We start from the raw sequence: 15,628 nt of genomic DNA on the forward strand, positions 1-15,628 counted from the left end.
TCCCGCCATGAGCTTCGCTGCCAGTACCGCCGTTCGCCCCGAGCCCTTTGTCCCCGTCAGCGTGCCGGTCGAAGACCGCGTGCATGCCGAGCGCGGCGAGTTCGCCGCGGTGCTGTCGATGCGTCATGCCGGTCCCAGCCCGGTGCGCCTGCGCTACGAGTGGGTCGGCCCGGCCAACGCGCCGGTGGTGGTGCTGGCCGGCGGCATTTCCGCGCATCGCCATGTGGCCTCCAATCCGCAGTTCAGCGAGAAGGGATGGGCCGAGGACCTGGTCGGCAGTGGCCGCACGCTGGATCCGCAGCAACTGCGCGTGCTGGCCTTTGACTTCATCGGTGCCGACGGTGCGCTGGACGTGCCGATCGATACCGCCGACCAGGCCGATGCGCTGGCGCTGTTGCTGGACCATCTCGGCATCCGCACGCTGAAGGCCTTCGTCGGCTATTCGTATGGCGCGCTGGTCGGCCAGCAGTTCGCGATCCGCCATCGTGCCCGCGTGCGCCAGCTGGTGCTGGCCAGCGGCGCGCATCGCCCGCATCCGTATGCCGCCGCGTGGCGCGCGCTTCAGCGCCGTGCCGTCGCCCTCGGCCAGCTGCAGTGCGGCGAGGACCACGGCCTGGCCCTGGCCCGGCAGTTCGCCATGCTCAGCTACCGCACCCCGGAAGAGTTCGGCGAGCGCTTCGATGCCGCGCCGGAAGTGATCAACGGCCGCGTGCGCGTCGCCGCCGAAGACTATCTGGATGCTGCTGGCGCGCAGTACGTCGCGCGCACGCCGGTGACCGCCTACCTGCGCCTGTCCGAATCGATCGACCTGCACCGCGTGGACCCTGCCGCGATCCTGCCGCCCACCGTGGTGGTGGCGGTGGAGGGTGACCGCCTGGTACCGCTGGCCGATCTGGTTGGCCTGGTCGAAGGACTGGGCCCGCGCGGCAGCCTGCGCGTGCTGCGCTCGCCCTATGGCCACGACGCCTTCCTCAAAGAAACCGATCGCATCGACGCGATCCTCGCTACCGCCTTCCGCACTTCTGGAGAGTCCGCATGAGCCTGCACGCCACCGAGTCGTCCTGTAGTCGCACCACCGCCGCTGTCCGCGCCGGCATCGATCGCGATACCGCGCATGGCGCGGTCACGCCGCCGATCGTGCTGTCGTCGAACTTCAGCTTTGAAGGCTTTGGCAACAAGCGCCAGTACGACTACACGCGCAGCGGCAATCCCACGCGCGACCTGCTGGGTGAAGCGCTGGCCGAACTGGAAGGCGGTGCTGGCGGCGTGATCACTGCTACCGGCATGGGCGCTATCAACCTGGTGCTGAACGCACTGCTGCAGCCGGGCGATACCCTGGTGGTCCCGCACGATGCATACGGCGGCAGCTGGCGCCTGTTCAATGCGCTGGCGAAGAAGGGCCACTTCGAACTGGTCACCGCCGACCTGACCGATCCGCGCGCGCTGGCGCAGGCGCTGGCCACCCAGCCGAAGCTGGTGCTGGTGGAAACCCCGTCCAACCCGTTGCTGCGCATCACCGACCTGCGCTTTGTGATCGATGCCGCGCACAAGGCCGGTGCGCTGGTGGTGGTCGACAACACCTTCCTGTCGCCGGCGCTGCAGCAGCCGCTGTCGTTCGGCGCCGACCTGGTATTGCACTCCACCACCAAGTACATCAACGGCCACAGCGACGTTGTCGGTGGTGCGGTGGTTGCGCGCGATCCGCGGTTGCACGAGCAGCTGGTGTGGTGGGGCAATGCGCTGGGCCTGACCGGTTCGCCGTTCGATGCGTTCCTGACCCTGCGCGGCCTGCGCACGCTGGATGCGCGCCTGCGCGTGCACCAGGAAAACACCGCGTTGATCGTTGCGCTGCTGGACCAGCATCCGGCCGTTGGCCGCGTCTATTACCCGGGCCTGGCCGATCACCCTGGCCATGCCATCGCCGCACGCCAGCAGAGCGGCTTCGGCGCGATGCTGTCGTTCGAGCTGGCCAACTGCGAAGGCGACGATCCGCACGCTGCCGTGCGTGCGTTTGTGGATGGCCTGCGCTGCTTCACTCTGGCCGAATCGCTGGGTGGCGTGGAGAGCCTGATCGCGCACCCGGCCACCATGACCCATGCCGCGATGACTGCCGCGGCGCGTACCGCCGCGGGCATCAGCGAGGGCCTGCTGCGCCTGTCGGTGGGCATCGAGGCCGAGCGTGACCTGCTCGCCGACCTGGGGGCCGCGCTGCAGCGCGCCGAGGCGGTGATCGATGCGGCTGCGCGCCGCAAACAAGTGGTGGATGCATGAGCGCGCTCGCCGCTGACATTCCCGCGCTGGGCGCAGGTCGCCTGGCGCTGCTGGGCACCGGCACGGTTGGCTCAGCCTTCGTGCAGCGTTACCAGGCATTGCGCGCGCGTGGGCTGGAGCTGCCCAGCGTGCAGTGGCTGGCCAATTCGCGCACCGCGCTCGCGATCGATCGCGACCTCGCATTGCCGCTGGAACTGGCGCGACGTGCACCACGCGATGGCCACAGTTCACCGCCGTGGGCCAGCGCCGAAGGCCTGGAGCGTGGCGATGTGGTGGTCGACGCCACCGCCAGCGAAGACGTCGCCGCGCGCCACGTGCACTGGCTGGCGCGCGGCGTGCACGTGGTGACGGCCAACAAGCTGGGCCGGGGGGCGCAGCTGGCCCGCGCGCAGGCGATTGCCGAAAGCTGCGCCGACAGTGGCGCGCGCTATGGCGACAGTGCCACGGTGGGTGCGGGCCTGCCGTTGTTGAGCAGCCTGCGCGCGCTGGTGTCCGGGGGCGATCACATCCATGCCATCGAGGGCGTGCTGTCCGGTTCGCTGGCGTGGCTGTTCCATCGCTATGACGGCCAGTCGCCGTTCTCGGCGGCGGTGCGCGAGGCGCTGGCAGCTGGTTACACCGAACCCGATCCGCGCTTGGACCTGTCCGGCGAAGACGTGCGGCGCAAGCTGCTGATCCTGGCGCGCAGCAGTGGATTGGCGCTGGATGCCGCGCAGGTGCAGGTGGATTCGCTGGTGCCTGCGCCGCTGGCGGCATTGTCGCGGGAGGAAGCGGTAGGCGCGCTGGAACAGCTGGATGCGCCGTTGCAGGCACGCTGGCAGCAGGCGCGCGACAACGGACGCGTGCTGCGCTTTGTCGGTCGTGTCGATGGTGGGGGCGCACAGGTGGGCCTGCGTGAGCTGCCGGCCGATCACCCACTGGCGCAGGGTGCAGGCACTGACAACCGCGTGGCCATCCACAGTGATCGCTACCAGCGCCAGCCGTTGTTGATCCAAGGGCCGGGTGCAGGCGCGGAAGTCACCGCCGCCGCGCTGCTGGATGATGTATTGCGGATCGTAGGGTGAGGGATCGCCGGGCAGCGCCCGGCGCTACCCATGCCGATCCTGGCCGCACCGGGCCATGCCCGGCGGACAGAAAACCTCAACGCGCCTTCAGCGCCTTCAACAACGCGCTGTTGAACTGCTTCGGGTCCTGCACCTGCGGCGAATGGCCCAGTTCGGCGAACTCGACCAGCGTCGCGCCGGGAATCGCTGCGGCGGCCGCTTTGCCGAGTGCCGGATAGTTGCCCAGCGTTGCCTTCAGTTGTGGTGGCGCCTGGTCACGACCGATTGCGGTACGGTCCTTCTGGCCGATGAACAACGTGGTCGGCACCGGAAGCCGCTTCAGCTCGTAGACCACCGGCTGGTTGAACACCATGTCCGAGGCCAATGCCTGGCTCCACGCAACGGCCTGCTTGCCCGGGCCTTCGTACATGCCCGACTGCATCCGCGCCCAGGTTTCATAGGCGGGCTTCCATTGGCCGTCGTAGTACACGTCCAGCTGGTAACGGCGGATGCTGTCATAGCTGGTCTTCAGTTCGCCAGCGTACCAGGCATCCACGCTGCGCCACGGCACGCCGAGTGCCTTCCAGTCTTCCAGCCCGATCGGATTGACCAGCGACAGGCTGCGCAGGTCCCGCGGGTACATCAGCGCATAGCGCACCGCGAGCATGCCGCCCATCGAGTGCCCGACCAGATGCACCGGGGTATCACCCAGTTGCAGTTGCTGCAGCAGCGCATGGGTATTGGCCGCCAGCTGTGTGAATGTGTACTGGTAGCGCTCGGGCTTGCTGGACTTGCAGAAACCCACCTGGTCCGGTGCGATCACCCGGTAACCGGCGGCCAGCAAGGGCTTGATGGATTCCTTCCAGGTCGCGGCACAGAAGTTCTTGCCGTGCAGCAGCACCACCACCCCGATCGGCACCCTTTTCGGCGCGAGGTCCAGGTAGGCCATTTCCAGCGGTTGCTGCTGCGATTCCAGCGCGAAGGTCCTTACCGGATAGCCGTAGTCGAAGCCCTCCAGCCGCGGCCCGTAGGTGGGAGCGGCGAGCGCGGACAACGGAAGGCAGGCAAGGAGGGCGGTGGCGATCACGCGCATGGGACAGTCCGGGGCAGGGGAGCCCCGAGCCTAGCCGGAACGCAGTGACGATGTCGTACGACCCGGCAAGGGGGACTGGGTAGAGCCGACTGTTGATCGACCGTTCTTCCCACAGACCCCCGGCGGCGCCGCGCCGGGGCCGGGCACCCTCAGCACTCGATGACGTTCACCGCCAAGCCACCGCGGCTGGTTTCCTTGTACTTGTCCTGCATGTCACGGCCGGTATCGCGCATGGTCTTGATCACCTTGTCCAGCGACACCTTGTGCTTGCCGTCGCCACGCATCGCCATGCGCGAGGCATTGATCGCCTTCACCGCGCCCATCGCGTTGCGCTCGATGCACGGAATCTGCACCAGGCCACCGATCGGGTCGCAGGTCAGGCCGAGGTTGTGTTCCATGCCGATTTCCGCGGCGTTCTCGATCTGGCTGGGGTTGCCGCCGAGCGCGGCGACCAGGCCTCCGGCCGCCATCGAGCAGGCCACGCCCACTTCGCCCTGGCAGCCGACTTCAGCGCCGGAAATCGAGGCGTTTTCCTTGTACAGGATGCCGATCGCCGCCGAGGTCAGCAGGAAGTCGAACACGCGCTGCTCGTTCGCACCCGGGCAGAAGCGATCGAAGTAGTGCAGCACCGCCGGCAGCACGCCGGCCGCGCCGTTGGTCGGCGCGGTGACCACACGGCCACCGGCCGCGTTCTCCTCGTTCACTGCCAGCGCGTACAGATTGACCCAGTCCAGCGTGGTCAGCGGATCGCGCATCGCCGCTTCCGGCTTCGACGACAGCTCGCGGTACAGCGCCGGTGCACGACGGCCGACTTTCAGGCCGCCCGGCAGCACGCCTTCCTCGCGGATGCCACGCGCCACGCAGGACTGCATCGCGCTCCAGATCTCGCGCAGGTTGGCGCGGATCTCGTCTTCGCTGCGCCAACACTTCTCGTTCTCGAACATCAGCTGGGCGATGCTCAGGCCGCTGCGCGCGGTCTGCGCCAGCAGCTCGTCGCCGCTCTTGAACGGGTAGGGCAGCGGGGTTTCGTCGGGCACGATGCGGTCATCGGCCGCGTCGTCCTGGTTGACCACGAAGCCGCCGCCCACCGAGTAGTAATCGCGGGTGGCGATCACTTCGTCCTCGGCGTTGTACGCGGTGAAGCGCATGCCGTTGGTGTGGTAGGGCAGCTTCTGGCGCTTGTTCATGCCGAGGTCGCGCTTCTCGTCGAAGGCGATCTCGTGCTGGCCCATCAGCTGGATGCGCTTGCCGCTCCGGATGCGTTCCAGGGTGGCCGGGATGACGTCCGGGTCGATCAGGTTCGGGCGCTGGCCTTCCAGGCCGAGCAGGATCGCCTTGTCGGTGCCATGGCCGCGGCCGGTCAGCGCCAGCGAGCCGTAGACATCGGCGCGGATGCGCGCGACCTCGTGCAGGCGGCCCGGATCGAGCAGCCAGCGATGAATGAATCGCTCGGCGGCCTTCATCGGTCCGACGGTGTGCGAGGAACTCGGACCAATGCCGATCTTGAAAACGTCGAACGTGCTGACAGCCATGGATGCCGTACTGCGGGTACCGGGAGAGACCGCTATTCTAGCGGTTCATTGCCGCAATCCATGGCTGCGGCGCAGCATTTCCAGCAAGGGGCCCGAACCGGTGTTGACCCTGTTCCAGCGTGACGACTGCCAGCTGTGCGACATGGCCCTGGCCGAGCTGGCCAAGGCGCGGGCGCCGGAGTTCGAATCGGTGTTCCTCGACGACCAGCCGGCGCTGGAGGCGCGCTATGGCGCGCGGGTGCCGGTGCTGCGCGACGAGGCGCGCGATCGCGAGCTGGACTGGCCGTTCGATGCGGTCACAGTGCAGGCTTGGCTGGCCGCGGGTTGAATCCGCCGGGCATGGCCCGGCGCTAGCCTGTGTCACCGTTCTGCAGTAGCGCCGGGCCATGCCCGGCGGCACACCCGTCTTGTTTATTTCGCGTCGAACTTCACGATCGTGCTGATCGCAGTGTCGTCCGGGATGGTCTTGGTGTCGGCCCAGTCGCCGCCGCCGACGCCGAAGTCCAGGCGCTTGACCGTGGCCTTGCCGGTCAGCACCGGCTGGGTACCCGGCTTCCAGGTGAAGGTGAGGGTGACCGGCTTGCTGACGCCGCGCAGTTCCAGGGTGCCATCGGCGGCAAACTGGTCATTGCCGACGGCGCGGAAGCCCTTGGCGGTGTAACGCGCGGTGGCGAACTTGCCGACGTTGAAGAAGTCGGCGCCCTGCAGTGTAGAGTCACGGTCGCTGTTGCCGCTCTTGGCGCCAGCCAGCGGGATCACCACGTCCAGCGAACCGGCGGCCGGGTTGGCCGGGTCGAAGCTGAGCTTGGTGGCAAAGCCCGGGAAGCTGCCGGTGAACACTTCGCCGTCGTACTTGCTGGCAAACACCAGGATGGAGCCGGCACCGGGGGCCTGCGCGTACTCCGCGGCGAGCACCGGGGCAGTGGCCAGCATGCCGGCCAGGGCGGCGGCCACGGCGGCCGGAGTGGTCAGTTTCAGTTTCATCGGTCAGTCCTTCTGAGGGGAGGCGAGCCAGCCGCGCGGCAACATGCGGGACAAGGTTGCATCGCGCTGGAACAGGTGGTGGTAGAAGGCAGCGCCGGCATGCGCCAGCACCACCGCGATCAACAGCCAGAAGCCGTATTCGTGGATGGCATGCGATACCGCGACCACCTGCGGGTCGGGGCCGCTCAGCTTGGGCACGTCGACCAGGCCGAACCAGCGGAACGGGCGCAGGCCGCTGGCCGAGTCATACAGCCAGCCCGACAGCGGGATGGCGAACATCAGCACATACAGCAGCACGTGGGTGGCACTGGCGATGCGCTCCTGCCAGCTGGGCACGCCCGGCACCGGCTTGGGCGCGCCGGCATACAGCCGCCAGCCGAGGCGGAACAGCACCAGCGCCAGCACGGTGATGCCGATCGACTTGTGCGCGGTATAGACCCAGAAGTACTTCGGAGTCTTGGGCAGCTCGCCCATGAGCAGGCCGACCACGCCCAGGGCGAGGATCAGCAGGGCAATCAACCAATGCAGGATCTGGCTGACACTCCCCCAGGCGGCGGGGGTGTTCTTGGCGGTCATGAAGGGTCCTTGGGGGCCGTCTTGGGGTCGGAGTGTTGAACGGGAGCGGGAGTTCCCGGGGCGTCGCTGCGGTCGAGGGTGGCTTCAGCCTCGATCCGCAGCTGCACGGCATCGCCGATGACGCCCGGCCAGGCGGTGATGCCGAACGCGCGCCGGCTCAGCGTAGTGGTGGCGGAAAAACCGGCAGTGCGTCGGAACGGGGGGAGCGGATAGCGCTTGATGGCGTTGAGCGTCACATCCAGCGTGACTTCCTGGCTGACGCCGCGCAGGGTGAGCGTACCGATCACGTGGGCGCGCTTGGCATCGATCGGTTCGACCCGGGTCGAGACGAAGCGTGCGTTCGGGAAGCGTTCGCCATCGAGCAGGCTGCGCGCCAGCGTGGCCTCGTTCCACTTGGCATCGCCCAGGTCCAGTCGCGACACCGGGACGTTGACGTCCAGCGTCGCCCCACGCCAGTTGTCGGGATCGAACTGCAGGCGGCCCTCGCTGCCCGACACCGTGCCCATCGCCTGCGAATAGCCGGCATGGTCGATGCTGAACAGCACGCGGGTGTGTACCGGATCGAGGCGATAGATATCTGCGTCGGCCCAGGCGGGGGCAGTGGCGAGCAGCATGGGCAGCAGGGCCAGGCAGGGACGCATCGATGGCGGGCTCCGGAAGGGGACGTTGCGATCATACGCACAGCCTCCTGCCAACGTTGCGTGCATGGCTGCAACAGTTCGTGGCGGCCTCGCTCCCGGCAACAGGCTGTTGCGGTCATGGACCCGGCCTGTGTGACAATCGGGCCAGGACAGGGGGGGCAGGATGAGGAGCGGCTGGCGCCGGTGGTGCCTTGGCATCGTGGGTATGGGACTGCTGCAGATCGCGTTTGCCGCGGCCGCTGCGTCCCCGGACATGGCAGAAACACCGCGCCTGCGCCGCTTCGGTGCCGCCGAAGGCATGCCATCGCGCATGGTGCTGGCGCTGGCCGAGGATCGCCAGGGGCATGTCTGGGCCGCCACCGACGGAGGCCTGGTGCGCTACGACGGCAGTAGCCTGCGGGTCTGGGAACATGACCCGGAACAGCCTGGCTCGCTGCCCGGCAACGAGATCGAAACCCTGCTGGTCGATCCGCTGGACCGCGTCTGGGTCGGCATCAATGGCAAGGGCCTGGCCCGCCTGGATGCCGACCGTGAGCGGTTCAGGACTTTCGATGCGGTCAATGGCCCATGCCTGGGCCAGTTCTGGACCCTGGCCTACACCGACGACGCGCTGTGGATCGGTACCAGCACCCACGGTGTCTGCCGGTTCGGAGAGGACGGTAGTCTGCGCTTCTTCCAGCATGACCCGGCGCGTGCCGGTGGACTGCCCAACAACACCATCTTCAGCAGCGTGGTCGATGCGCAGGGACGGCTGTGGATCGGCACCGAGTCCGGGCTGGCGCGCTGGAATGGCCATGACTTCGAGGCGGTGGCACCGGAGACGCTGGGCCGCCTGAGCGTGCTGCGCCTGAGCCGTGATCCCGATGGTTCGGTGTGGGTCGGGAGCCAGAATGACGGGCTCTACCGCGTCGATGCACAGGACCGGGTCAGCCGCCCACGCTGGAGCGACGGTGCCCGGCTGCGTTCGGCGCTGGTACTGGCCGATCGCCAGGGCGGCTACTGGGCCGGCACCTCCGATGGCCTGCTGCGCGGCGATGCCGGCACGCTGTGGCGGCTGGAAGGCGATCGTGGGGGCGGCTTCCTGACTGCGCAGAGCGGCGTGCTCGATCTGCTGCAGGATCACGAAGGCGGCCTGTGGGTGGCGTTGCTGACCCAGGGCCTGGCCTACCTGCCTCCGGACTGGCGACGCTTCTCGATCTGGAACCAGCTCGATGGCAAGCCCCTCGACAGCCAGTACCTGCTGAGCGCGGCCAGCGACGGCCGCAACTACTTCGTCGGTTCGGCGCACGGCGTGTACCAGCTGGACGCGCAGGGCACGCTGCGGCTGCTGGCCAGTGACCGCGAAATCGGTAGTGGCGCGGTGTGGTCGGTGCTGCCACGACCGGACGGGCGGCTGTGGCTGGGACGGGCCGGTCGCATCAGCGTGTACGACCCGGCCACGCGCGCGTTGCGCGATTGGCGGATCGACGGTGGCGCCGACCTGCGGCAGCGCATCGACCTCATGCGGCAGGCGCCGGACGGGACGGTCTGGCTGTCGGTGATGAACCTGGGCCTGCAGCAGCGCAGCGGCGACGGCCGCGTGCTGCGCAGCTATCCGCTGGAGGATCTGCGTGGGATGGGGGACGTCCCGATCGAGCAGATCCGCTTCGATCCCCATGGCAAGGCCTGGGTGATGGGCGATATGGGCCTCTGGCGGCAGCAGGCGGAACGTTTCGAGCCGGTGCCGGGTGTCTCGCGCGGCAACATCTTCGATCTGATCTGGATCGATCCGCAGCAGGTGTGGCTGGCCCGCCAGGGAGCGTTCGAACGCTACCAGTGGGATGGCATGAGCCTGCACCTGATCCAGCGCATCGACGGCGGTGCCGGCGTGCCGCCGGTCAGCATGGGCGGCTTGGCGCTGGCCGACGACGGTCGCCTGTGGGCGACCACTCCACGTGGCTTGCTGCGCTGGGACCCGAAGGCACGACGGTTGCAGCAGTTCAACGAGCGCGTTGGCCTGCCCGATGCCGAATTTACCGGCCGGCCGCCGGCGGTGAATGCCGATGGCCGCGTGCTGGCCGTCGCGCAGACCGGCTTGGTCGCGTTCGATGTCAACGCCGCCGATGTCACGCTGCCTGACTCGTCGCTGGTGATTGCCGAGGTGCGCGTGCGCCGTGACGATGCACGCGGCTGGCAGCCACTGCCGAACACCGGCACCCTGCTGCTGGGGCCGGATGACCGGGACCTGCAGATCGATGCGCGGCTGTTGTCGTACGCCAACCCGCAGGGCAACCGCTACCGCTTCCGGGTGCAGGGCTATGACCAGAACTGGGTGGATCAGGGCGGCGACGGCCAGCGCACGCTTTCGCGGCTGCCGACCGGAAGCTATGTCATCGAGGTCCAGGCGGCGACCGCCAACGGCGCCTGGACAGCTTCGCAGCGCCTGCAGGTCAAGGTGCTGCCGCCGTGGTGGCGCAGCGGCATGGCGATCTTCGGTTACATCCTGATCGGCTCGCTGCTGCTGCTGACCCTGGCGTGGTCGATCCGGGCGCGGCTGCGCCGCCGCCAGCAATGGCAGCTGACCGTGCACAAGCAGGAACTGGCCGAGCAGGCCTCGCAGGCCAAGAGCCGCTTCCTGGCCACGCTGGGGCATGAGGTGCGCACGCCGATGACCGGCGTGCTGGGCATGAGCGAACTGCTGCTGGCTACGCCGCTGGACCCGGTGCAGCGCAGCTATGCCGGGTCGATCCAGCAGGCAGGCAGCCACCTGCTGCGCCTGGTCAACGATGCGCTGGACCTGGCCCGCATCGAGGCCGGACGCTTGGAGCTGGACCTGCGGCCGTTCGACCTGGCCGGGCTTCTGGACCAGGTGCAGGCGCTGATGCAGCCGATGGCGAAGCAACGCGCGCTGGACTTCCAGCGTGGCCACGATCCGGCCGGGCCGATCAGCGTCAGCGGCGACGAGATGCGCGTGCGCCAGATCCTGCTCAACCTGCTTGGCAATGCGATCAAGTTCACCGAGCGTGGGCACGTCGGTCTGGGCGTACGCCTGGAGGAGAACGGCGCGGGCCTCTGTTTCGAGGTGCACGACAGCGGTCCGGGCATCAACGCCGAGCAGCAGGCGCGCCTGTTCCATCGCTTCGAGCAGGCTGACGGTCCGCGCACGGCGTCGCGCTATGGCGGTAGCGGGTTGGGCCTGGCGATCTGCCAGGAACTGGCCGTGGCGATGGGCGGGCGCATCGAAGTGGACAGCCAGCTGGGCAAGGGCGCGCGCTTCCGGGTTCGGTTGCCGTTGCCGTGGACCCGGCAGGCCGCCAGTGCGCCGGGCGACGCGCCAGCGCAACCGGTGCTGCCGCCCTTGCGCATCCTGCTGGTCGAGGACGATGCCACCGTGGCCGAGGTCATCGCCGGCCTGCTGCGCAGCCGTGGCCATCATGTCGTGCACGTGCTGCATGGCCTGGGCGCCCTGGCCGAGATCGCCACCGACGGCTTCGATGTCGGCCTGCTCGACCTCGACCTGCCGGCGCTGGATGGCACCGCCGTGGCCCGCCAGCTGCGGACCCTCGGCTATGAACTGCCGCTGGTGGCGGTCACCGCACGCTCCGATGCCTATGCTGAATCGCAGGTGCTGGCGGCCGGCTTCGATGGGTTCCTGCGCAAACCGGTGACCGGCGACATGCTGGTGGCGGCGATCGCGCAGGCGCGCGCCAAACGCCAGAGCCCAGCGTGAGCGCGCCGGCGCCGGGCGTGACCGGCGCGACTTTCGGTTTACCATGCCGACGCCCGCAGCGCGGGAATCATCAGGGCAGCGTGAGGAGGCAATCGGTGGTGTATCTGCGGGCGGCGATGCTGCTGGTCCTCCTGTGCTGCCTGTCACCTGCTGCTGCACAGCCGGTGCCGCCGAGCCCGCGCCAGGTGACGGTGTTCGATGGCCTGCCGTCCAACACTGTCAACCGCATGGCCGAGGACCGCTACGGCTACCTGTGGATCGCCACCAACGACGGGCTGGCCCGCTACGACGGGCGCAACTACCGCATCTGGCGTTCGGAGGATGGGCTGCGCGACAACCGCATCTGGACCGTACTGGTCGATGCGCGCAACCAGCTCTGGATCGGTACCGAGAACGCTGGCCTGATACGGATGTCGGCCGACCGCCGCCAGCTGCATTTCTACGACCGCAGCAGCCAGCCGCTGATGGGCACCAACACGATCTGGAGCCTGGCGACCACGCCGGATGGCTCGATCTGGTTCGGTACCCATGAGGGCGGCCTGTACCGGTTGGACAGCAACGACCGCCTGCAGCGTTTCCTGCCCGAAGCGAACAACCCGCGCAGCCTGCCTGCAGCTTCGGTGCCCTACCTGGCAACACTGGCCGACGGCAGCTTGTGGATCGGCACCAAGCACGGTATCGCGCGCTGGACCGGTACCGATTTCGAACGGGTCGGCGCCGACGTCATTCCCAGCCTGCTGATCAATGGCCTGACCAGCGAACCCGATGGCAGCCTGTGGATCAGCACGATGGCAGGCGCCATGGTGCGTCGCCCCGACGGCCGCTTTGAAGCGCTGCCCTGGAAGCTGCCGGAGGGTGAGCAGGTGCTCGGCATGATGCTGCGCGACGAGCAGGGCGGGCACTGGCTGGATACCCGCAGCGGCCTGGGCCGGGCGGTGGATGGCCAGTACCATACCGTGCCGTTGTACAGCGCAGTGGCGCGCGGGCCGGTCAGGCCGAACTGGACCGGTGCCTACGAGGACCGCGAAGGCGGCATCTGGCTGGCCAGTACCAACGCCGGTCTGTGGCACCTGTTGCCGCGCTGGTGGCAGTTCTCGGTGCTGTCGCGGCTGGAGGATGACGCCGGTTCGTTGCGCAATGCGTTCGTGCTGGGCACCAGCCCTTCCAGCAATGGTGGCATCTGGACGGTCGGCAGCCACGGTGCACTGGACCGCTTCGATCCCAAGACCGGAAAAATCGAGCAGCACCGCACCTGGGTCAACGGCATGCATTGGCTCTCGTCGGTGCGTGAGGATCGTCGTGGCCAGGTCTGGATCGGTTCCAACGATGCGCTGCTGCGCTATGACCCGAAGCGCCGCGATCTGCGCCGCTGGGGGCGTGATGCCGGGGCCGATGCGACCATGGAAGGGGTGGTCGAATCGATGATGACCTGCGACGGCGACAGCCTGTGGTTGATGCTGTCGGCCGGGCTCCAGCAGCGCGACCTGGACGGGCGCCTGCTGCGCCAGATGGAGAATGGCCAGCGTGGCCTGCAGCACGGCCAGCTCAACCTGGACGTGGAATGCGGGCCGCAGGACCACATCTGGCTGGCCAGCAGCCGCGGCCTGTTGCAGTGGGTGCCGGAAAGCGGGCGTTTCCAGCCGGTGCCGGGGGCGCCGGCGGCGGCGATCCATGCCTTGCACGTGGGCCGCGATGGCCAGGTCTGGCTGTCCGAGGATGGCCGCCTGTCACGCTATCGCTGGAGCCAGGGCCGCCTGGAACGGCAGGCGGTGGTCGGCGCCGAGCAGGGCTATCCGGCGATTTCCGCGTCGGGGCTGGTGGTCGACGCGCACGGCGTGGCCTGGGCCACCAGCGCACGCGGCCTGGTGCGGGTCGGTGCCGACGGCCAGAGCGTGCGCCTGTATGGCGTGCATGACGGCCTGCCGAGCCAGGAATTCCGCGAGCACACACTGACGATGTCCGCCGACGGTCACCTGGTGGCCGGTACGCCGGCCGGCGTGGTGGTGTTCGACCCGGAGCAGGTGCGGCCATCGGTGCGGCGTGCGCCGCTGGTGATTGAACGGGTCGAGGTCCGTCGCAGCGAGCGGGTGCTGGACCTGACCCACGAAACGCCGCTGCAGATCGCCGACGGTGACCGTGACCTGCGCATCGTGGCGCGGCTGCTGTCGTTCGCCGATTCCGCATCCAATAGCTACCGCTACCGGTTGGCCGGCTACGACCCGGACTGGGTGGAAGTGGGGCCAGCCGGCGAGCGCCTGTTCTCGCGCCTGCCGCCCGGCAGCTATCGCCTGGAAGTGCAGGCACGCTCGGCGGATCATGTCTGGTCGCGAGTGCAGAGCCTGGAGTTCCGCGTGCAGCCACCGTGGTGGCGCAGCCTGTCCGGCCTGCTGGTACTGGCTTCGATCGCGTTGTTGCTGACCAGCTGGTTCGCCTGGCTCTACCGGCGCCGCCTGCAGCGCCGCCATGCTTATCAGCTGGCCCTGCACAAGCAGGAGCTGGCCGAGCAGGCCTCGGCGGCAAAGACCCGTTTCCTGGCCAACCTGGGCCACGAGATCCGCACCCCGATGACCGGTGTGCTCGGCATGAGCGAACTGCTCCTGTCATCGCCGCTGGATCCGCAGCAGCGTGGCTACACGCAGTCGATCCTTCATGCCGGTGAACACCTGCTGCATCTGGTCAATGATGCACTGGACCTTGCGCGGATCGAATCGGGACGGCTGGAGCTGCAGGCCAAGCCGTTCGCGCTGAGCTGCCTGCTGCACGACCTGGCCGCACTGATGGGACCGCTGGCCGCGCAGAAGGGCCTGCGTTTCAGCCTGGACAACCAGTTGCCGCCCGGCCTGGAGGCGACCGGTGATGCGATGCGGGTGCGGCAGATCCTGCTCAACCTGCTCTCCAACGCGGTCAAGTTCACCAGCCGCGGCACCGTCACCCTGCACGCGCGCTGCGATGGCGAACTAAGCGCGCTGCAGTTTGAAGTGCGCGACACCGGCCCGGGCATCAGCCAGGAACAGCAGCAGCGCTTGTTCCGCCGCTTCGAACAGGCCGACGGCGCGCGTACTGCCGCGCAGTACGGTGGCAGTGGCCTGGGCTTGGCGATCTGCCGCGAACTGGCGCAGGCGATGCAGGGCCGGATCCAGGTCGAGAGCCAGCTCGGTCGCGGTACCTGCTTCGGCGTGAGCCTGCCGTTGCCGATGCGGGTGCAGGCCGGTGCCGATGCCGAAGCGACGGATGCAGCGCATCGCGAAGAGGCCGCGAGTATGCCACCGCTACGCGTGCTGATGGTGGAGGATGACGCCACCGTTGCCGATGTGGTGCGTGGCCTGTTGAGCGCCCGTGGCCACGAGGTGGTGCATGCCGGCCACGCGTTGGCGGCGCTGCGCGAGATCAGCGCAGGCGATTTTGACGTTGGCCTGCTCGACCTGGACCTGCCGGGCCTGAGCGGTTTCGAGCTGGCCCAGCACCTGCGCAACCAGGGCTACATGCTGCCGCTGCTGGCAGTGACCGCACGCACCGATCCGGACCTTCAGCAGCAGGTGGAGGCGGCTGGCATCGGCGGCTTCCTGCGCAAGCCGGTGACCGGCGAACTGCTGGTGGAAGCGATCGCCCGGGTGATGGGGCGGTAGGGTTTATTGCAGGGCTTGCAGCCCTGCACCTGCAGAATCAACGTCAATAGCCTGCATTCCGTGGGTGGTGGGGCGGTGTGGGCTTGCAGGACACGCCGTAAACCCGTCCATGGGGGCTCGATGGCGCCATCCATGGCACCAACGGTCCTGCAA

Annotated in this window: 11 protein-coding genes; 6 read left to right on the forward strand and 5 right to left on the reverse strand. The window is 68.3% G+C overall.

Annotated elements, in window-relative coordinates; all coding sequences use genetic code 11:
* The first annotated feature begins 7 nt into the window (after nt 1-7).
* The 3 genes from QZ853_RS11100 to QZ853_RS11110 are packed head-to-tail and all read left to right on the forward strand — an operon-like array spanning nt 8 to nt 3,335.
* Nucleotides 8-1,039: a homoserine O-succinyltransferase gene (locus QZ853_RS11100; RefSeq protein ID WP_111113353.1), complete on the forward strand. Its 1,032-nt coding sequence runs from the start codon at nt 8-10 to the stop codon at nt 1,037-1,039.
* Nucleotides 1,036-2,271, forward strand: a complete 1,236-nt coding sequence (locus QZ853_RS11105; RefSeq protein WP_295573028.1) for an O-succinylhomoserine (thiol)-lyase — start codon at nt 1,036-1,038, stop codon at nt 2,269-2,271. Before QZ853_RS11100 ends, QZ853_RS11105 begins: the two co-directional genes overlap by 4 nt.
* Complete coding sequence (locus QZ853_RS11110; RefSeq protein ID WP_295573030.1) at nt 2,268-3,335, forward strand: homoserine dehydrogenase; 1,068 nt, start codon at nt 2,268-2,270, stop codon at nt 3,333-3,335. Before QZ853_RS11105 ends, QZ853_RS11110 begins: the two co-directional genes overlap by 4 nt.
* 76 nt (nt 3,336-3,411) lie before the next feature.
* Here QZ853_RS11110 and QZ853_RS11115 read toward each other — a convergent pair whose 3' ends face one another.
* Nucleotides 3,412-4,407 carry an alpha/beta hydrolase gene (locus QZ853_RS11115; RefSeq protein ID WP_295573032.1) on the reverse strand — a complete coding sequence of 332 codons (996 nt, stop codon included), beginning with the start codon at nt 4,405-4,407 and terminating at the stop codon, nt 3,412-3,414.
* A gap of 149 nt (nt 4,408-4,556) precedes the next feature.
* Nucleotides 4,557-5,939 (reverse strand): L-serine ammonia-lyase, encoded by a 1,383-nt coding sequence (locus QZ853_RS11120; protein ID WP_295573035.1) that lies wholly within the window; start codon nt 5,937-5,939, stop codon nt 4,557-4,559.
* A 142-nt stretch (nt 5,940-6,081) separates the two neighbouring features.
* Between QZ853_RS11120 and QZ853_RS11125 the strand changes: the two genes are divergently transcribed.
* Entirely contained in the window at nt 6,082-6,267 is a 186-nt protein-coding gene (locus QZ853_RS11125) for a thioredoxin family protein (protein ID WP_295573482.1), read from the forward strand.
* Between the two features lie 83 nt (nt 6,268-6,350).
* Here the strand turns inward: QZ853_RS11125 and QZ853_RS11130 are convergent, their stop codons facing one another.
* Genes QZ853_RS11130 through QZ853_RS11140 form a run of 3 tightly spaced genes read right to left on the reverse strand, consistent with a single transcriptional unit; the run spans nt 6,351 to nt 8,140 of the window.
* The gene (locus tag QZ853_RS11130; RefSeq protein ID WP_295573037.1) at nt 6,351-6,923 is read right to left on the reverse strand and encodes a YceI family protein; all 573 of its coding nucleotides are present in this window, start codon (nt 6,921-6,923) and stop codon (nt 6,351-6,353) included.
* Between the two features lie 3 nt (nt 6,924-6,926).
* Nucleotides 6,927-7,499 carry a cytochrome b gene (locus QZ853_RS11135; protein ID WP_295573038.1) on the reverse strand — a complete coding sequence of 191 codons (573 nt, stop codon included), beginning with the start codon at nt 7,497-7,499 and terminating at the stop codon, nt 6,927-6,929.
* Nucleotides 7,496-8,140, reverse strand: a complete 645-nt coding sequence (locus QZ853_RS11140) for a YceI family protein (RefSeq protein ID WP_295573041.1) — start codon at nt 8,138-8,140, stop codon at nt 7,496-7,498. Before QZ853_RS11140 ends, QZ853_RS11135 begins: the two co-directional genes overlap by 4 nt.
* A gap of 163 nt (nt 8,141-8,303) precedes the next feature.
* Between QZ853_RS11140 and QZ853_RS11145 the strand changes: the two genes are divergently transcribed.
* Together QZ853_RS11145 and QZ853_RS11150 are read left to right on the forward strand one after the other, a co-directional pair.
* A complete protein-coding gene (locus QZ853_RS11145; protein WP_295573043.1) occupies nt 8,304-11,849 on the forward strand; it encodes an ATP-binding protein in 3,546 nt (1,181 codons plus the stop codon).
* Between the two features lie 95 nt (nt 11,850-11,944).
* Nucleotides 11,945-15,475 carry a hybrid sensor histidine kinase/response regulator gene (locus QZ853_RS11150; protein ID WP_295573046.1) on the forward strand — a complete coding sequence of 1,177 codons (3,531 nt, stop codon included), beginning with the start codon at nt 11,945-11,947 and terminating at the stop codon, nt 15,473-15,475.
* The last annotated feature ends 153 nt before the right edge of the window (nt 15,476-15,628 follow it).

The sequence above is a fragment of the uncultured Stenotrophomonas sp. genome (assembly GCF_913778665.1).
Classification (GTDB): domain Bacteria; phylum Pseudomonadota; class Gammaproteobacteria; order Xanthomonadales; family Xanthomonadaceae; genus Stenotrophomonas.